The organism is Paenibacillus sp. FSL L8-0470 (assembly GCF_038008625.1).
Taxonomy (GTDB): domain Bacteria; phylum Bacillota; class Bacilli; order Paenibacillales; family Paenibacillaceae; genus Paenibacillus_AQ.
In genome coordinates this window covers 4,216,843-4,235,728 of the sequence record NZ_JBBOZM010000001.1, presented here as the reverse complement: position 1 = coordinate 4,235,728, position 18,886 = coordinate 4,216,843, and the positions used below count along the sequence as shown (strand labels likewise).

General features: G+C 51.5%; 14 protein-coding genes. 13 read left to right on the top strand and 1 reads right to left on the bottom strand.

All coding sequences use genetic code 11. The features are described 5' to 3' along the window. Positions 1 to 4 precede the first annotated feature (4 nt). The 4 genes from NST99_RS19120 to NST99_RS19105 all read left to right on the top strand — a co-directional run bounded on the left by NST99_RS19120 (position 5) and on the right by NST99_RS19105 (position 4,709). The gene (locus tag NST99_RS19120) at positions 5 to 985 is read left to right on the top strand and encodes an aromatic acid exporter family protein (protein WP_341093813.1); all 981 of its coding nucleotides are present in this window, start codon (positions 5 to 7) and stop codon (positions 983 to 985) included. 226 nt (positions 986 to 1,211) lie between these two features. Then, positions 1,212 to 2,234, top strand: a complete 1,023-nt coding sequence (locus NST99_RS19115; RefSeq protein ID WP_038593039.1) for an HD-GYP domain-containing protein — start codon at positions 1,212 to 1,214, stop codon at positions 2,232 to 2,234. Between the two features lie 305 nt (positions 2,235 to 2,539). Then, the gene (locus tag NST99_RS19110; RefSeq protein ID WP_038593037.1) at positions 2,540 to 3,097 is read left to right on the top strand and encodes an outer spore coat protein CotE; all 558 of its coding nucleotides are present in this window, start codon (positions 2,540 to 2,542) and stop codon (positions 3,095 to 3,097) included. A gap of 148 nt (positions 3,098 to 3,245) precedes the next feature. Then, positions 3,246 to 4,709, top strand: coding sequence for a putative amidoligase domain-containing protein (locus NST99_RS19105; protein WP_341093812.1), 1,464 nt, complete (start codon positions 3,246 to 3,248; stop codon positions 4,707 to 4,709). Positions 4,710 to 4,738: 29 nt separating this feature from the next. Here NST99_RS19105 and NST99_RS19100 read toward each other — a convergent pair whose 3' ends face one another. Continuing rightward, positions 4,739 to 5,569: a GNAT family N-acetyltransferase gene (locus NST99_RS19100; protein WP_341093811.1), complete on the bottom strand. Its 831-nt coding sequence runs from the start codon at positions 5,567 to 5,569 to the stop codon at positions 4,739 to 4,741. Between the two features lie 256 nt (positions 5,570 to 5,825). Between NST99_RS19100 and mutS the strand changes: the two genes are divergently transcribed. From mutS to NST99_RS19055, 9 genes are all read left to right on the top strand, one after another. Then, complete coding sequence (gene mutS / locus NST99_RS19095; RefSeq protein WP_341093810.1) at positions 5,826 to 8,657, top strand: DNA mismatch repair protein MutS; 2,832 nt, start codon at positions 5,826 to 5,828, stop codon at positions 8,655 to 8,657. A gap of 70 nt (positions 8,658 to 8,727) precedes the next feature. Then, positions 8,728 to 10,836 carry a DNA mismatch repair endonuclease MutL gene (mutL, locus tag NST99_RS19090; protein WP_341093808.1) on the top strand — a complete coding sequence of 703 codons (2,109 nt, stop codon included), beginning with the start codon at positions 8,728 to 8,730 and terminating at the stop codon, positions 10,834 to 10,836. A gap of 103 nt (positions 10,837 to 10,939) precedes the next feature. Further along, the gene (locus NST99_RS19085; RefSeq protein WP_341093805.1) at positions 10,940 to 11,719 is read left to right on the top strand and encodes a class I SAM-dependent methyltransferase; all 780 of its coding nucleotides are present in this window, start codon (positions 10,940 to 10,942) and stop codon (positions 11,717 to 11,719) included. Next, positions 11,709 to 12,689, top strand: coding sequence for a tRNA (adenosine(37)-N6)-dimethylallyltransferase MiaA (miaA, locus tag NST99_RS19080; protein WP_341093803.1), 981 nt, complete (start codon positions 11,709 to 11,711; stop codon positions 12,687 to 12,689). The genes NST99_RS19085 and miaA overlap by 11 nt, the downstream gene beginning before the upstream one ends. 19 nt (positions 12,690 to 12,708) lie before the next feature. Further along, on the top strand, positions 12,709 to 12,948 hold the full coding sequence (gene hfq, locus NST99_RS19075; RefSeq protein ID WP_019910673.1) for an RNA chaperone Hfq: 240 nt from the start codon (positions 12,709 to 12,711) through the stop codon (positions 12,946 to 12,948). Between the two features lie 141 nt (positions 12,949 to 13,089). After that, on the top strand, positions 13,090 to 15,741 hold the full coding sequence (locus NST99_RS19070; protein ID WP_341093801.1) for a transglycosylase domain-containing protein: 2,652 nt from the start codon (positions 13,090 to 13,092) through the stop codon (positions 15,739 to 15,741). Between the two features lie 89 nt (positions 15,742 to 15,830). Continuing rightward, positions 15,831 to 17,389, top strand: a protein-coding gene (locus tag NST99_RS19065) for an IS3 family transposase (RefSeq protein ID WP_341091255.1) whose coding sequence is annotated in 2 segments (ribosomal slippage) — positions 15,831 to 16,464 and positions 16,464 to 17,389 — 1,560 coding nt in all. Because the reading frame shifts where the segments join, the coding sequence is not laid out codon by codon here. 227 nt (positions 17,390 to 17,616) lie between these two features. After that, positions 17,617 to 18,171, top strand: a complete 555-nt coding sequence (locus tag NST99_RS19060; RefSeq protein ID WP_038593019.1) for a DUF402 domain-containing protein — start codon at positions 17,617 to 17,619, stop codon at positions 18,169 to 18,171. Between the two features lie 3 nt (positions 18,172 to 18,174). Further along, entirely contained in the window at positions 18,175 to 18,831 is a 657-nt protein-coding gene (locus NST99_RS19055; RefSeq protein WP_341093798.1) for a YdcF family protein, read from the top strand. The last annotated feature ends 55 nt before the right edge of the window (positions 18,832 to 18,886 follow it).

Genomic DNA, 18,886 nt, shown 5'->3' with positions numbered 1-18,886 from the left:
TTACATGGGATTTCGAATTATCAAAACAGCGGCGGCGACGCTGCTGTCCATTCTGCTGGCAGCCGCAATAGGCATACCTAACGCGCAGAGCGCAGGCCTGCTTGCGATCCTCGGAGTGGAAACTACGCGTAAAAGGAGTCTCCGAACGATAATGGCACGTTTCTCAGCCTCGCTTGTGGGACTCTTTTTAGGCTGTATTCTGTTTTTCATCCTGGGCTTTCATTATTGGGTACTTGGCTTGTATGTGCTGTTCGGTTTCCCGCTGATCGTTAAATCGGGCTTTAAGGAGGGCATCGTTACCAGCTCGGTAATCGTGTTCCGCGTGTTCGGACAAGCTGAACTGTCACTTCATGTTCTGCTGCAGCAGATTGAGCTGCTGGTTGTGGGCCTGGGATCGGCGGGGCTGGTCAATCTGATCTATATGCCGCAGACCGGCGGGGTAATTGCGGGTATCCGCAAGGAGGTCGACAAGTACTTTTCGATTATATTTGTACAAATGGCAAGGACGCTGCGGGACCCGGGTTATATCTGGGACGGTAAGGAGCTTATCGGTGCGAACGAGGCCGTACAGCGGGGGCTGACGGCTGCGTCCAGGGAAATGGAAAACCATGTGATTCATCCGGATGAGGCCTGGAATATTTATTTCTATATGCGAAAGGAGCAACTGGAGTCGATCCAGAATATGATGCAATTACTCTCCCAGGTGTACCGGCAGCTGCCGCATGGAGATATGGTTGCCGAATTGTTCGATCAGCTCTCTAATGATGTACTGGCAGAGGAATACACTGGACGGACGGAGAAGCTGTTGGATGCGCTTGAGCAGGAGTTCGAGCGGATGGAGCTGCCGGAAACCCGTGAAGAGTTCGAGGTCCGTTCTGCGATTCTGCAGCTCTGCCGGGAGCTGGCGCTTTATCTGAAAATTGCCAAACGCCATAAGGTTCCGGTTGAAGCCAAACCGCTGAAACGACCGGCCACTTTCCGGTGATCCTCGTAATCTAAAAAATGTAAATGTCGGTGAGGTATTAACATTGCCGCGTAAAATAACGATAAGAAATGTAAGAACTAAAAGTGAGCTGGTAATTGTCCCGTCATTCAGTTTTTGTTCAGGCAACAGGATTAACGTGTTATTCATTAGAAGATGGGGCAGTGAAAGTTCCAATTACTGCAGACAGTTCGCATAGGTGAATTTCTGCGCAGGTAGGTGAGGACTGTTGAACAACAGCAATGAACAATATATCGGTAAACAGCTTGTTGAGAATCTCTTCAATCATAATGGCGTGTTTGTTCTGCCCGCACTGACTTTGTTAAGCAGTGATCATATCCGTCTGATCAGTCAGCACAAAATCTTTCTCGAGCCGCATGATGTGGTTCAAGTGGACAGTGCAGCTTTCTATCAGATTGCGGTTGACGAGTGCACGTCTGCGATGGAGAGTATCTTTGAGCAACTACGTTTTAACAAGAGCAAACGGCTGCCCATGATTGAGCTGCGCAATGAAGTCATTCCCTTTATCCAGCGGGTTAGTGAGAAAAACGATTTTTACGGAATATTGGCTGCGTTGCAGTCTAAGGATGATTATACATACAGACATAATGTTGCAGTCGGAATTTTGTCTACACTTCTGGGGAAGTGGCTCAAGCTGAAACCGGAAGAACTAAGTATGCTGACCATTGCCGCAACGCTTCATGATATCGGGAAAATTATGATACCTGCTGAAATTTTGTCCAAGCCCGGACCCCTGAATGAAGAAGAGCTTGCGATGATGAAAAAGCATACCACTATTGGATACGAGATGATCAGGGACACGGTCGGCACCAATCATATGCAGGCACTCGTTGCGCTGCAGCATCATGAACGCATGGATGGCAGCGGATACCCTTTCGGTGTTCTGGGTCACCGGATTACGGATTTCAGTAAAATAGTTGCCGTGGTGGATATTTTCCATGCGATGACTTCTGACCGCTACTACCGGAAGGCCTCGCCTTTATATGAGGTTTTGAGGCAGATGGAGGATAATGTCTACGGCAAGCTTGACCCTTATATTTGCAGTGTCTTTATCAATAAGCTGATGCAGTCAATGATAGGCAACGAAGTAGTGCTCTCGGATGGGCGGATAGGCAAAATCATCATGATTCTCGCGCATGATCCGCTGCGGCCATTGGTTAATATTGATGAGGATTTCATTGATCTCAGCAGGCACCGGGATTTGGGGATTATGCGGGTAATACCGCTATAAAACCCCGTATGAAGACACCCGCAGGCGGTTGCTGCGGGTGTCTTTGCTGTTCTGATATTAAGAATAACGGCTACAATAGCGGGAGTGGAGTCGCGGCTTAACGGAAGTTCTACGGTTGCCCTATGGGCTGTCCGTTTTTTTGCTATGTACTCATAACCGGGGGATTTTTGCAATAAAATGAACTATGAATCTTATAACGGGGCGCATGGAGGGCTTACCCAAATTTATTTCTACTCTAACAATCAACAAATGCCCAGAACGTGCATACACTTGATAGTGAATGATTGTATGGAGGAGGTTTAAAGATGTCATTAAGTCATAAACGTCAAACAAGGGAGATCATTACGAAGGCAATTTGCGGCAAAGGTCGTAAGTTCTCTACCGCAACTCATACCGTGACTCCGCCACATCATCCGACAAGTATTCTGGGGGCTTGGATTATTAACCACCAGTACGAAGCGGTTGCCGCCGGAAACGGAATCGAAGTAATCGGTACTTACGATGTGAACATCTGGTATTCGTACGACAAAAACAAGCAGACCGAGGTAGCCAAGGAAACGGTCTCCTATGTGGAGCTCATTCCGCTGTCGTATCTGGATCCGAGACACCGTGCTTCCACGGTAGAGGTCTCTGCGGAGGCAACGCAGGAACCCAATTGTGTGGAAGCCGGTGTCTCTCCGGGCGGCGGCAGTGTGACACTTCGCGTAGAGCGGGAATTCGAAGCGGAACTGGTGGCTGAGACCAAGGTTCGCGTGTTTGTCACTGACCAAACGGATGATCCGGAAGACAAGGATTACGATTTCGACGGTGAAAGCTTTGATTTCGATGATCTGGATCCTGACGCCCTGGATGATGAGCTGTAAGGAAGGAATGCGCCGCCGCCAACTGAATATCGGGTGGGTTATAATCCATTATATGTAGTGAGGGCGGCGGCGAGAGGGCGAATGCCCTCCTTTTTATTTTTTATTTATTTCTAAAGTTAGGGGAACGAACCACTAGGGAGGAGCCAGCGTGAATGAAGGATTAAAGGAGTACCTGCAGCTAACTCCGGAGCAACAAGAGCTCCGGCTGCGGCGCTGTGGACTGGAGGCTGCTCTGTCTGCCGGCGGGAATCGCTTGGAGAGGGATGCAGGGCAAGCCGGAAGAATAGCTGTTGCAAATGGCCATACATATAAGAAGGGTCCCGATATGGACAGACACAAACAGCAATACTTGGTTAAAGTATTCAATTTGGCGGTGCTTGTGATCACACCGCTGGGTACCGGCCGGGCCATGAGTGCTGCAGCGGGGAATACCCGCCCAGCTGCCTCAATCGGTAGGGATAGTGTGTCCGGGGGCACCGGTGTTAGCTTGCTAGATGAGGGTGAAATTGATAGCCATGAAGATCATGGAGACCCTGGAAATCCCGGAGATTACGGAATACTCGGTGAACAGGCGCATTACAGTCCCGTCCCGGAGCGGCGCGGAACTGCCGGACTGGTGAGGGGAATTGCTGTTAGAGCTTTATACAGCCTGGGCCTGGACAGTGGTGAAGTCCGGCTAAAGGCTATGGGGGGAAGGCGATACCTTGTGGAACAGATCCTCCCGCTTGCGGAACCTGCCGGCAAGCCGCTGCCGGAGCCTTACCGTACAGCGTCGCTGGCGCTGGACCGCGACCTGGCCCGGGAGCTGCCTGGCCGTCCAGGCATGCTGATGGGCATGGACCCGGAGTTTCTTTTGCTCCGGGAAACCTCCGGCCGCGTCGTGCCCGCATCGCGGTTCCTGCCCGTAGACGGCGTCGCGGGCTGCGACGCCGGACCTCCGGGAACGCGCGGCATGTTCCCGGTCGCCGAGCTGCGCCCTGCGCCGCGCGGGGAACCGCGCGCACTGCTGGCGCAGCTGATGTCCGCCGCAGCCACGGCGGACCGGATGGTATCCGACCGCTCGCTCCGCTGGCGGGCGGGAGGCATGCCGCTGCAGGGCTGGGCCCTAGGCGGCCACCTGCACTTCAGCGGCGTCCGGCTGACGGCGCCGCTGCTGCGTGCGCTCGACAACTATCTGGCGTTGCCGCTGCTGCTGCTGGAGGACGCCCGGGCTGCGGCGCGGCGTCCGCGTTACGGGGTGCTCGGCGATTTCCGTATTCAGCCGCATGGCGGCTTTGAATACCGGACCTTGCCGAGCTTCCTGGTGTCCCCGGTCATCGCCAAAGGCGCGGTCTTCCTGGCTCACCTGATCGTGAGCCGCTATGAAGACCTGACCTTGCGCCCGCTGGACCGGGAAGAGCTGCATGCCGCCTATTACAGCGGCAGCAAAGATCCGCTGCGCCCCGCCTGGGCTCCATTGCAGGACCAGCTTCGCGCACTGGACGGCTACGCACGCGCAGCCCCTTACGTAGAACCGCTGTTCCGCTGCATCTCCGCGGAACAGACCTGGGATGAATCGCGGGATATCCGTCCGCTGTGGACCGGGAAAGAGTCCATGAGGAATCAGCGGTAATCGTGTTGGAAATTCTGTCGCCCTGAGGCTTATATACCTGCGCCTGTAAGTTGATTTTCTTTATGTAAATAAGTCATGGACCATTTGTCGATATCACGGAAACCGAGTTTTTTGTAGATTAAGCCTGCTTGAGGATTGTTATAAAAAAGGCATAGTGATTTTCCCTCGGCCAGAATATCGGCACAAAGCTGTGCGACTACCCGTGAAGCTAATTTTTGTCCCCTGTATTCCGGGTGGGTGGCTACGGCGACTATCATCGCCGACCGCGAATTTTCCGCTGCGGTTGACGCAGTAGCAATTACCTCCCCGTTCTGTTCGACGAAGTAGGTGCGTCCGGTTCCGCTTTCCAGCGTTTTATGCAGGGTTTTACGCGCGTCCTCCGGACTGCTGGTGAACTCTGAAATAACATCCGTCAATGCACAAATAGCATCCACATCCTGTGTCGTGGCTTTTCGGATGGGCACAGGAGCGGATGCCGCTGTACGGATTTCCTCATTCATCTCTGTCAGCTCGGCGAAAAGCATCTCTTTTTCCTGCCGGATATTCAACCATTTACTGAGTGTCCGCACGACCTCTAAAGAGCCGGAGATCATTTCGGCGTTTTTGTTTCTGCCCAGCAGTTCCGCAAAACCCTCCGCATCAAAAGGCCCCTCTGAATATGGCAAATAACTTCCGTAGAAACGCAGTATCACTGCTTTTAACGGCCCGTCTACAGAGTCACTTTCTCCCCAAAGCTCCATGAAATCCTGCTCGAACCCGAAATTTTCCACGTCTCCGATAATGTATAAATTGATAGCCGGATTTTTGCCTACCAGTTCCATCAAATTTTCCCGGTCGGCTTCATTCAGTTTGCGTATCAAGCTTGTACCTCCTTCAGTTTCAGTAATGTATAATAATTCCTTTATAATTTTACAGCAAATTATTGAAAAAGCACATCATATGGTCATGCTGATCTTCAATGGCTATAATTAACAATATCTGTAATGCACCCGATGCAGGCAGCGTTCCAGCTCTGGTGTTCTCTTGGTGTTCTCTTATTGTGACTTCCCGGGGTGACTTTGCCTTGCAGGTTTCTGTTATAATAGAGAACACAGAAGATAGGTATGGAGGTCAATGATGGCAAAATATACGCCGATGATAGAACAGTATTTAAAGGTAAAGGAAGGGGCAAAGGACGCTTTCCTTTTTTTCCGGCTGGGCGATTTTTATGAAATGTTCTTCGAGGATGCGGTTCTCGCTTCGAAAGAGCTTGAGATTACTTTAACCGGCCGTGAGGGTGGGGGCGAAGAGCGCATTCCGATGTGTGGAGTGCCATACCATGCCGCGGAAGGTTACATACAGCGTTTGATCGAAAAGGGATACAAGGTTGCGATTTGCGAGCAGCTGGATGATCCCTCTGTAACAAAGGGCATGGTGCGCCGGGATATTGTCCGCGTAGTCACACCAGGTACAGTAATGGACGGCAAAATTATTACGGACAAAAGCAACAACTACCTCGTTTGCGTGACCGAGCAGGACGGGATGATGGCTCTGGCTGCCTGCGATTTGACTACGGGTGAGCTGTATGTCACTTCCGTTCTTTCAGGTTCGGAATGGCTGCGTGACGAGATCGGCATTTATGAGCCAGCCGAGATTATCGGAGATGCTAACCTGCTCGAGAGTCTGCGCAGTGAGGCCTCACTTCTGGCGAAGCCGGTCGTGTACACACCTTGGGAGAAACGCGAAGAGGAATTGGCCCGCCGCCAGTTCGGCGAAGCGGCCTGGGTGCGTCTGGAGAGTGAACGGGGCAAATGTCTGGCGATGCTCATTTCCTATTTGAGTGAAACCCAGCGGCGTTCCCTGGGACAGCTTAGCCAGATTTCGCCGTATGAGCCTGGCAACTATATGATTCTGGATCCGTTCACACGCCGCAATCTGGAACTCACTGAAACGGTGCGCGAGCGCTCCAAAAAAGGTTCACTGCTCTGGCTGCTGGACCGCACCGAAACTTCGATGGGCGGGCGTCTTTTGCGCCGCAGAATTGACAAGCCGCTCCTGCAGCGGGCTCCGATTGAGCGTCGACTGGAGGCAGTAGATTATCTCTATAACCAGTTCATTGTCCGTGAGGATTTGCGCGGGGCGCTGAAAGAAATCTATGATCTGGAGCGGCTCGTCGGGCGCATCGCCTTCGGCAGTGCCAACGGACGCGATATGAATGCCCTGAAGCAGTCACTGGCACAAATACCGGCCCTGAAAGATATGTGTCTGACTTCAGGTTCAGAGACGCTGAGAGAGATCGGTTCCACCATGGATGAATGTGCAGAGCTGCGTGAGGATATCGAGCGGGCAATTACCGAAGATGCGCCGGTGTCTGTGCGGGACGGGGGAATTATCCGGACAGGCTATCATGAGCGCCTGGACGAGCTGCGGGAAGCGAGCAGCAGCGGTAAACGCTGGATCGCCGAGCTGGAGGCGAAGGAGCGCCAGGCTACAGGCATCAAGTCGCTGAAGATCGGCTACAACAAAATTTTCGGCTATTATATAGAAATTACCCGCTCCAATCTTGCTTCCTTGCCGGAAGGAAGATATGAACGCAAGCAGACCCTGGCGAATGCAGAGCGTTATGTTACCCCTGAGCTGAAAGAGAAAGAAGCGCTGATTCTCGAAGCCCAGGACAAAATGACTGATCTCGAATACAGCCTGTTTACCGAGCTGCGGGACCGTATTGGCGCACAAATTCCCCGGCTGCAGGCCTTGGCGGAGAAGGTTGCGGAAATAGATGTGTATCAATGTCTTGCTGCGGTCAGCGCCGAGCACCGGTTTGTAAAACCCAAGCTATCCGACGGTTATGACATGAGTCTTACAGGTGGACGGCATCCGGTAGTAGAAGCGGTGCTGAAAGATTCTGCATTTATAGCAAACGGCAGCACACTGAGCAAGAATGAAGGCAATATATTGCTTATCACCGGCCCTAACATGGCTGGCAAAAGCACATACATGCGCCAGGTGGCCCTGATCTGCATTCTGGCCCAAATCGGCTGCTTTGTTCCGGCAGAAAGCGCGGAGGTTCCGCTGATAGACCGGATCTTTACACGGATTGGAGCGGCGGATGACCTGATCGGCGGGCAGAGCACCTTTATGGTGGAGATGGCCGATATTCAGGTCATGACTGAGAAAGCAACATCGCGCAGCCTTATTATTATTGACGAGCTGGGCCGGGGCACCTCAACAAGCGAGGGCATGGCTATTGCCCAGGCGGTTATTGAATACGTGCATGATACCATTGCCTGCAAAGCACTGGTCTCGACGCATTTTCATGAGCTGGCCCATTTGGAGCAGAGCCTGCAAGGGCTGAAGAATTATTCTATGGCCGTGCAAGAAAGCGGAGACAAAGTGAACTTCCTGCGCAAGCTTGTGCCGGGAGCTGCCGACAGCAGCTATGGCATCTATTGTGCCCGGTTGGCCGGATTGCCGGAAGGTATTATTGACCGGGCATATGGTCTGCTCCAGAGCATTGAGCAGTCGGCACCTCCGGGCTCGCCTGCGCTGCAATACGGAACTGCCTATGAGAGTCGTCACAGTGTGAAGGAACAGGCAAGTGGACTATCTGCAAGCCGGACGCAAGACACGGATGTATTGCCATCAGGAGAGGATGCTGCCTTCATGCATGCGGGCAATGCAGCCGCCGTGAGCAAATCAGGCGGATCAGCTTACACCGAAGCTGCCGTCTCGCTGGCCTCCTTGCCGGATGCAGAAGACGCTGAAGTCGTACAACTGTCGATCTTTGGGGAAGAAGAGCCGCGCAGGAACCGTAAAGGTGGAGCGGCTTCCGCACCTGCACCTGTTAAAGAAAATCCGCTACTGAAAGAGCTGGTTGCCGCTGTTCAGGGTGCAGATCTGATGAATATGACCCCTCTGCAGGCAATGGGCCTGTTGAATGAGCTTAAGCAAAAAGCCAAGGAGCTGTAACTTAGGGTTTTTCCAAGTAAGCGTAATTCTAGCGAAGAACAAACATCACTATTGGCGAGGTGAATACAAAATGGCTAAAATTCATGTACTGGACGAGCATATTGCCAACCAGATTGCAGCGGGTGAGGTTGTGGAGCGGCCGGCTTCCGTTGTGAAGGAGCTGGTGGAGAACGCGATTGATGCCGGCAGCACCCGAATTGAGGTTTCTGTTGAAGAGGGCGGATTGCAGAGCATCCGCGTCAAAGACAACGGCTCAGGTATTGAGCCAGAGGACTGCGAGACCGCCTTCTACCGCCATGCGACCAGCAAGATTGCGAATGGACGCGATCTGTTCCTGATCACGAGCCTTGGCTTCCGCGGCGAGGCTTTGCCCAGTATCGCCGCTGTCTCGAAGGTGTCCCTTCTGACTGCCAGCAGTGATGATGGTAAAGGCAGATTGATTGATATCGAAGGCGGGAAGCTGATCCGCAACGAGGATACACCTTCCGGCAAGGGAAGTGATCTTGCAGTAAGGGAATTATTTTTCAACACACCGGCAAGGCTGAAATATATGAAGAGCATCCAAACCGAGCTGGGGCATATTTCGGATGCGATGTACCGGATGGCTTTGGCTCATCCGTCCATCTCCTTTACGTTGCATCACAACGGTAATCAGCTGCTGCATACACTTGGCAATGGCGATCTGTTACAGGTGATTGCTGCCGTTTACGGTACATCAGCGGCCAAGGCGATGCTGCCGATCTCAGCAGAAGATCCGGATTACCGGATTGCCGGCTTTGTCAGCAGGCCGGAGTGGACCCGCTCCAACCGCAATGCGGTCACCACGATTGTAGGCGGAAGATACATCCGCAGTAACGGGCTGAATGCGGCTATTATGCGGGCTTATCACACGCTGCTGCCGATTAACCGCTATCCGCTGCTCGTATTGCAGCTGGACATGCATCCGTCTCTCGTCGACGTCAATGTACACCCGGCGAAATTGGAGGTGCGTTTCAGCAAGGAGATCGAACTGTACGCATTTGTTGAACAGGAGATCCGCAAGGTTCTGCTGGGCCAGAGTCTGATTCCGCGGCCGGGCAAAGAAATAATAGGCGCCAAGGGCAGCAGTTCCTTTATCCAGGAGCAGTTTGCCTTTCCGAAAGGAGCCATTCCTCAGCCAGCCGATGGCCTGCCAGGAATGGCCCGTAATGACCAAGACAGTCAAGACCCGCGGACCGCTGGTCCGCGAAGTGATATGCCCTCCGGTGTTGCTCCGCAGAGTGATCTGCAGCAAGCGGGTACATTGGATGCTAACCATCCTGCAGAGAGACCGGGCTCCTGGAACAGCGGAATCAGCGGTGCTTCCTCCTTCGGTAGCGGTGCTGCAGGAGGAGAACGCTACTCGGGCAACACACAGCAGCGGACAGGAGAGCCTCAGAGCGCAATGCCGGTGGCCCGGGAGACTGCTGCGTCATACAGCGGCAGTACTTCTTCATTGCCGCGTGAAGGGACTGGCGGCAGCTACCGCCAGCCTGCCGGGGCAATGCCGACCCGGGGAGGGATGCCATCAGCAGAGGAGCTGTATGCTCCAGCCGGCAGTGAAGATCCTGCGCTTCCTCAGTTCCCTGAGCTGAATTATATCGGCCAGCATCATGGGACATATCTTATTGCCCAGAATGACAGCGGGCTTTATCTGATTGACCAGCATGCGGCACATGAACGGATTAATTATGAATATTATTATGAGAAATTCGGGCGTCCCGAGGATGCTTCGCAGGAGCTTCTCCTGCCGATCACCCTGGAATTCACCCCTTCGGAGAGCCGCCAGCTCAGTGAAAGGCTGCATTGGTTCGAACAGGCAGGTGTATTTCTTGAGCATTTCGGAGGACAGACTTTTCTGGTCCGTTCCTTGCCGTACTGGTTCCCTGAGGGAGATGAGAAGGCGGTCATTGAGGAAATGGCGGAATGGGTGCTGAGCGAACGTTACATCGACCTGGCCAAACTGCGTGAGAAATCCTCCATTCTCTGCTCCTGCAAGGCGTCCATCAAGGCCAATCAAAAGCTTACAGAGCAGGAGGTAGAGGCTCTGCTGTCCAGGCTGGCAGCTTGCCGCCAGCCATATACATGTCCGCATGGACGGCCGATCGTGGTTTCTTTCTCTTCCTATGACCTGGAGAAGCTGTTCAAACGTGTCATGTAAGTGCAGCTGCACTGAGGTAAGCCAGCTCACTTACAGCTCTTGATCTGCAATCTCTGTTCATTTCTATTTTTAGCGCTCTAATGCGTACCAGATCGGAGGCATCATGATTATAACAACGGGCTTTGACCCGATACCGGAAATTGAGCTGCGGGCTAAGCAGCTTGCCGGGCGCACGGGTGCACCTTATGTGCTTAGGGCTAGGTTCTCCATGCCAAAGCTGGCGGAACGTTACGGGGACGAGGAGATTCTGGTAGTTCTGCAGGAGGCGGTACGGCTGATCTCGCCGGGTCTGCCACCGATGGAGTTTCATCCCAGTATGGGCTTTGTCCGGGCGAAACGCATCCTGAAGGGCGAATCTGATCCCATGCTGGAAGCTGCCGGAATGCTGCCGGGAGACAGCGTGCTGGATTGTACGGCGGGGCTTGGCAGCGATTCTCTGCTGTTTGCCGTCCACGGCGGAGAAGATTCCGTGGTGACTGCGCTGGAAAGCTCCTTGCCGCTGTATGCGCTGCTGCTTGAAGGCATGAGCCAGTACATTTCCGGCCAGCAGAAAGTAAACGAAGCGCTGCGCCGCATCCAGGTTGTGCACAGCGAACATCTGGGGTACCTGCGGGAACAGCCGGACAATAGTGTCGATATCGTCTACTTCGACCCGATGTTCCGGGTTCCCTTGACGGATTCTGCGGCGATATCCCCCTTGCGCCGTTTCGCTAACACAGCGGCCTTGACCGGGGAGAGTGTCGCTGAGGCAGTCAGAGTAGCACGTAAGGCTGTCCTGCTCAAAGAGAAGGCCTTAAGCGGTGAATTCTCACGGCTGGGCTTTACCGAACAGCTGCGCAGCAGCTCCAAAACATCGTACGGGGTGATACACATTGACAACTGAGACTAAACCTAAGGTTCTGGTACTGCTGGGGCCGACTGCAGTCGGCAAAACAAGGCTAAGCCTGGAGCTCGCGGAGACATACAGTGCAGAGATCATCTCCGGTGATTCCATGCAGGTCTACCGCGGAATGGATATCGGCACAGCCAAGATCACACCAGCGGAGATGAAGGGGATTCCGCATCATTTAATTGATATCCATGATCCGCAAGAAGCCTATTCCGCCGCAGAATTTCAGGTGCAGGGCGTCCGGCTGATCGAGGAGATCAGCGCCAGGGGCAAGCTTCCTTTTATTGTGGGTGGAACGGGACTGTATATTGAATCCCTGTGTTACGGTTTCCGCTTCTCTGAGGCCGTGGCGGATGAGGCGTTCCGCAGCGAGCAGGACGCCTTTGCCGAGGAGCATGGAGCAGAAGCCCTGCACGCCAGACTGGCGGCTGTAGACCCTTCCAGCGCTTCCAGATTGCATCCGAATGACCGCCGCAGAATCATCCGTGCACTGGAAATTCATCACCAGACAAAGGTTACGCTTTCGGCGTCCCATGAGGCTCAGAAGAAGGAGTCTCCATATGAGTTATGCCTCATAGGTTTGACAATGGACCGGAAAATACTATATAAACGTATTGAAGACCGAATCGATCAGATGCTGGCGGAAGGTCTCGTCGCCGAGGTGAAAGGACTGCTGGATCACGGCTACAGCAGAACTCTTGTGTCCATGCAGGGATTGGGCTACAAGGAAATTGCCGCTTATCTCGCGGGAGAAACGACGCTGGACGAGGCTGTGACACTGCTGAAACGCGATACCCGCCGATTCGCCAAACGACAATTGTCATGGTTTCGCCACATGAAGGAAATCCAGTGGATCGACGATTTCAATGAGCAAAACTTTTCAGAGAATTTTGCAAAAATACGTGCTATAATAGCAGGAAAGTTTCTCTCAGGTCTTGAATATACTTCTGAACAATCTAATTGAACCATTGGGGGTACGTCATATGAACAAGTCCATTAACATCCAAGATACGTTCTTGAACCAGCTGCGTAAAGAGAATATCCCTGCTACAGTATATTTGACCAACGGCTTTCAAATCCGGGGAATCATCAAAGCATTTGACAATTTTACAATTGTCATCGACAGTGACGGACGCCAGCAAATGGTGTACAAGCATGCCATTTCCACCTTCACGCCACAGCGCAGCGTATCGCTGATGCAGGACAGCGGAAGCGAAGAATAACATTTTTTACAACCTTGTAGTGAAACCTTTTTGTTTATAAAGCGTTTGAATAGAGAGTGCGAGAGAGCAACCTGTGAAGGTTGTTCTTTTCATTCGTGTATACAATTTCAAGATGTTTCCGAAAGGGAGTCAGGAGGCAGCATGTCTAGAGACGATTTTTCCAGGACGAACCGCAATAGAGACAGGGGCACCACCCCTGCGAGTCCCAAAGGGAAGCCTAAGAAAAAGAAGAAGTTTCTAACCAAGAAACGCGTACTGTGGAGTTTATTTTTTGCAACGGCGCTGGCGATTTTTTGTGCGCTTGGCGGTTACCTGTTTATTATGCTGAACGGGCAGAAACTGCTGAATGAGAACGAGGATAAATTAAGCGTGAACCCGCCGACACAGATTTTTGACCGCAATGCAAATTTGATCGGTGAACTGTCACTGGAAAAAAGTGATCCGGTAGAGTATGAAGATATTCCGAAACAGCTGATCGAGGCTTTTGTTGCTACAGAAGACAAACGTTTTTTTGAACACAAGGGTGTGGATTTATGGTCGATCGGCCGAGCAGCCGTCAAGGATATCGCTGCACGCAGCATGGTGGAAGGCGGCAGTACGATCACCCAGCAGCTTGCGAAGAATATCTTTCTGACACGCGATAAGACATTTTTCCGCAAAGCGACTGAGGTTTCCATTGCTGTAGCGCTTGAGAATGAGAAGACCAAAAATGAGATTATTACGTTATACCTGAACCGGATTAACTTTGGTGGCACAATCTACGGCATCAAGGCAGCATCTATCCGTTATTTTGGTCAAAGCAATCTTAACCAACTTAAGTTGTGGCAAATCGCCACATTGGCTGCTATGCCGAAGGGGCCGTCCCGTTACAATCCGCTGCGCAATCCGGATTTGTCCAAGGAACGCCGCGGTGTAGTGCTCCAACTGATGTATGAACAGGGGAAAATTACTGAACAGGAGCGGGCTGAAGCCGCAGCGGTCAATTACAACTACAAACCGCCCGAAAGCAAACAGCGTTATCAGGCTTTTATTGATTATGCTATAGACGAGGCGGAAGATAAGTTTGGATTAACCGAAGATGATCTCAACATCGGCGGATACAAAATTTATACAACGATGGATAAAAACGCCCAGCAGACGGTAGAAGATGCATTTGCCGACAGCGACAATTTCGAAAAAAGTGTGGATGAGGAGCTGGTACAGGGTTCGATGACCATCATCAACCAGGAGAATGGCAGCATCGTTGCGCTGATGGGCGGACGGAATTATGAGAAGAAGGGCTACAGCCGTGTTAATGGCAGCCGTCGTTCTCCGGGCTCTTCCTTCAAACCCTTGGTTTCTTACGCTCCTGCTCTGGAGTCGGGGAAATTCTCAAGCTCCTCAATACTCAGCAATGAAAAGCAGTGCTTCGGCAAATACTGTCCGAGAAACCTGCATGGCTACTCATCAACGATCAGCATGAGTCAGGCGATAACGAAGTCGGAGAACATCCCGGCGGTCTGGCTGCTGAATGAGATTGGTGTGGATACCGGCTTCCAGTTTGCGAAGAAGCTGGGGATCAGCCTCAGCGATGAAGACAAGAACCTGTCACTCGCCCTCGGCGGGATGAGTAAAGGAACCAATACGCTGGAAATGGCTCAGGCTTACAGTGCTTTTGCCAGCGGCGGTGAACTGCGTGAGGCGTATTCGATTAAATCGATTGCCAACAGTGACGGGGACACGGTCTATAAGGCCAATACAAAGCCTGAGCGGGTGATGAGTAAGGATACAGCTTACCAAATGACCCAAATGATGCAGGAAGTTGTACAGGACGGTACAGGTAAAAAAGCGAAAATCAACCGTCCGGTTGCCGGCAAGACCGGTACTACCCAGAGCGGGTACGACGGGATCAAATCCAACCGTGACGTGTGGTTTGTCGGTTATACACCGGAATGGACCGCAGCAGTGTGGATGGGTTATGACAAGCCGAGCAAGACACATCTGCTCAAGAACAGCAGTCCGCTTGCAGCGGCCTTCTGGGGTAAAGTTATGGAGAAGGCTCTGGAGGGGATTCCGGAAAAATCTTTCCCTAAACCGGAAGGTGCGAGTGCGCCCGAACCAACGGCTACTCCAGAAACGGTACAGCCTGTCACGGGTCTATCCGCTGAATATGATCCTTCAACATTGACTGTGAACCTTGGCTGGGAAGCGGCTCAGGTTGCAGGAGTGGAATACCGGATTTACCGCCGGGAAACCTCGGAGACGGAATTCACTTCACTTCTCAGTACAAAGTCTCTCACAATGGGTGATATTAGTGCCATGCCTGGACTGACTTACGAATATTATGTAACAGCTTATTATCCCGAACTGGATGTGGAGAGCGAGCCATCGGGCACCGTTACCGTAATGGTTCAGGATGAACTGCAGACACCGGAACCGGAAGCAACGCCTGATCCGAATCTTCCGACAGATGATCAAGGCAACGGACAGGGTAACGGAAACGGCGAAGGCAACGGCAATCCCGGTGGAAACAATGGGAATGGCAACGGCGATGGTAACGGGAATGGCAACGGCGATGGTAACGGGAATGGAAATGGCAATGGGAACGGCAATGGCAATGGAGGTGGCAACGGTAACGGGGGTGGAGTTGTAACCCCGCCGGAAGCAACGGCTACTCCGCTTCCACCAACCCCGCTGCCAACTATTACACCTGTTGAAACCTCCGGTTCAGGAAATGCTGGTACGGATAACAGTACTGAGGCGGGAACAGTTCCGGAGAACGGATTTTCAAATGAGGGTCAATCTCCTCAATAACATCCAAAGGACTATCCTTTACTGATATGCTCCCCATATAGTAGACAGGTGAAATAATAAAAACCTGTTACTGTATGGGGAGTATTTTTATGGAACAAAAGAAGTTTACAGCATTTGAAAAATTAACGATTCTCCAAGAGGTTGAATGCGGCCAGATCGGGCTCAAGGCTGCAGCTCGAAAGTACGGATTATCTAAAACATCTCTAGTGAAGTGGCGACGACGTTATCAATTGTACGGTTTTGAGGGGCTGGAAGTCCGGTCCTGCAACCGAAAATATACTGTGGAAATTAAGCGCCAGGCCGTTAAAGATTATATGGAGGGGGCATTGTCGCAATATCAAATCATCGACAAGTATAAGATCGCAAGTCGAACCCAACTCGCCAACTGGATTAAGAAGTATAATGGTCATAGCAGCAGCTTAACAGCTAATTCAGGAGGAACTAGAGCTATGACCAAAGGACGCGTAACCACTTGGCAGGAACGGATGGATATCGTGCTGTACTGCCTGTCGAATGGACAAGACTACACAAAGGCAGCAAACCATTTCCAGGTTTCTTACCAACAAATATATAGCTGGGTGAAGAAGTACGAAATAGGGGGCGAAGAGGCATTACGAGACGGCAGAGGACGTACCAAAGCACCTGAAGAGCTCACAGAAGCAGATCGCCACAAACTCGCGATGCAAAAGCTGGAATATGAGAATGCGCGGCTGCGTGCAGAGAATGCTTTTCTAAAAAAGTTAGAGGAACTCGAAAGGAGGAGACGCTAAGTCACGTTCGTCAGGAGAACATCTACCTGGCTATTCAGGCCATTCAGCAAGAGGAGTCTTGCTCTATTCAGCTTTTGTGTAACATCGCAGGGATCTCACGGTCAAGCTACTACAAATGGTTGAATCGTGAACCCAGTTCCCGGGAGACCGACAACGTGAAGCTTACACAGGCCATGCTTCTCCTGTATGAGAAGGTGGAACGAATCTTTGGGTATCGTCAATTGACCCTGCATTTGCGCAGACAAATGGGTAGAGTCATTAACGCGAAGCGAGTGTACCGTCTCATGAGGCTCCAAGGCATCCAGTCCGTCATCCGCAGAAAGAGGAAGAAGTACGTAGGCTCTGCGCCTCAGCAGGTTGCAGAGAACGTACTGAACCGTAAATTCGAGGCGGAAATGCCAAACCAAAAGTGGGTAACCGATGTAACGGAATTTAAATATGGTAACGGGCGGAAGGCGTATTTAAGTGCAATAAAAGATCTGCATGACAAGTCCATTGTTGCTTACGTTCTGGGTCATTCTAATAATAATTCGCTGGTTTTTAAGACGCTGGAGTTGGCTTTGCAGGCAGCACCAGAGACCCACCCCTTACTTCATAGCGACCGTGGTTTCCAGTATACCTCTCTGCACTTTAAGCAGATGCTGGACGAGGCAGAACTAACGCAGAGCATGTCCCGGGTGGGCTGCTGCATTGATAACGGACCCATGGAATCCTTCTGGGGGACACTGAAATGTGAGAAGTATTACTTGCATACCTACCGGACCTTTGAAGAGCTCCAAAAAGACATTGATAATTACATACATTTTTACAATTACGAACGGTTACAGGCAAAACTAAACGGCCTCAGTCCCAATGAATTCAGGACTAAGGCCGCTTAAGGATCTTTTATTATTTACGCTGTCTACTTGACGGGGTGCAGTTCATACCCCTCCAAGATGGGGAAGGATAGTCCTTTTTTTTGAATGGACCTTTAAATATTTCCTTTAATCCAGAAGCAGTAACCTTTGATTACGTTACCGGCAGTTCTGTTTTTTTACGGGATGTTTTGAGTGTGTCTCTTAAATGTGTTAAGCTGAAGACACCATTTCTTGAGAGGGTAATTCATATGAAACGTAAATTCGGAGACCGGGCCAACTGGCGCCGGATTACGCGCCGACATTTCGCCTGCCGCTATGTGGAAACCCGGGAATTCAGCGGTTATATCACTCTTTATACGATTTACGGGCTGAAGGAACCACTGTGGAAGAGCTATGGAAGGCATACATACCGCATAGCGGACAAAGGGTATTCTTGGCTGCAATATTTTCCCAAGGATAGCCACTATATTGTGACGGCTATGTTCGACGAACGACAGAATATCGTACAATGGTACATTGACACCTGCAAAGTTCAAGGCGTCACGGATCAAGGCGTTCCATGGTTTGATGATTTGTACCTGGACGTTGTGGTTCTTTGGAACGGAGAGGTGTTTTTGCTGGATGAGGATGAGCTTGAGGAAGCGCTAGAAAGGGAAGACATTACGGACAGCGACTATAATTTGGCCTGGGCAACAGCCAAGAGCATTCTACGCAGTATTGACGCACATGCCTTTCCTTATTTCTCTCTCTCACTGAAGCATCGTGCCGAATTATTCCATCACGGAGAATTCAGGAGGAAATAAAAAATGGAATGGTACGTTTACCAAAGAGGTTCATCCCCAATACGCAAAGTGTCCAGAAAACGCCGCTCCCGGCGTAAGCGCAACCTGCTTATTGCAGGTATAACGATTGTGGCAGCAGGCCTCCTATGGTGTGCGGTTGTGTTTAATAACATTAACAGTGCAGCTACAACATCGCCTATGGCGAAAGCGGATGCAGGTATTATTCTCGGCATGTCCATGTGGGGGGATAAGCCAAGCCCGGGCCTAAAGGAGCGGCTGGATTGCGGGCTAAAGCTCTACCGGGAGGGAATGTTCAGCACCTTTATTGTTTCGGGGGGGCTGGATGATCCAGACTACAAATTTACTGAAGGTCAAGGAATGCGGAATTATCTGGTGGAGCAAGGTGTGCCGGAAGAAGATATTCTTATGGAGAACAAGTCTACCAGCACGTACGAGAATCTGCTGTTCAGCCAGGAAATCATGAAGCGTGAGGGGATGACGTCTTCGGTTATTATTACGCATAATTTTCATGGACGGCGGGCGCAGGAAATTGCCAGAGAATTGGGCTATGCTGCACCTGAGCTGGGGCTTACAGAGTCAGAGGTAATGTCGATGGCCAAGTATAAATCCCGTGAAATCCTGGCCTACACCAAATGGAAGCTGCAGCAGTTATTTCTGTAAATCATTTGCTAAGTATAAAAATCCTGAAACTGCTAATAAGACCTCATGTACCGGA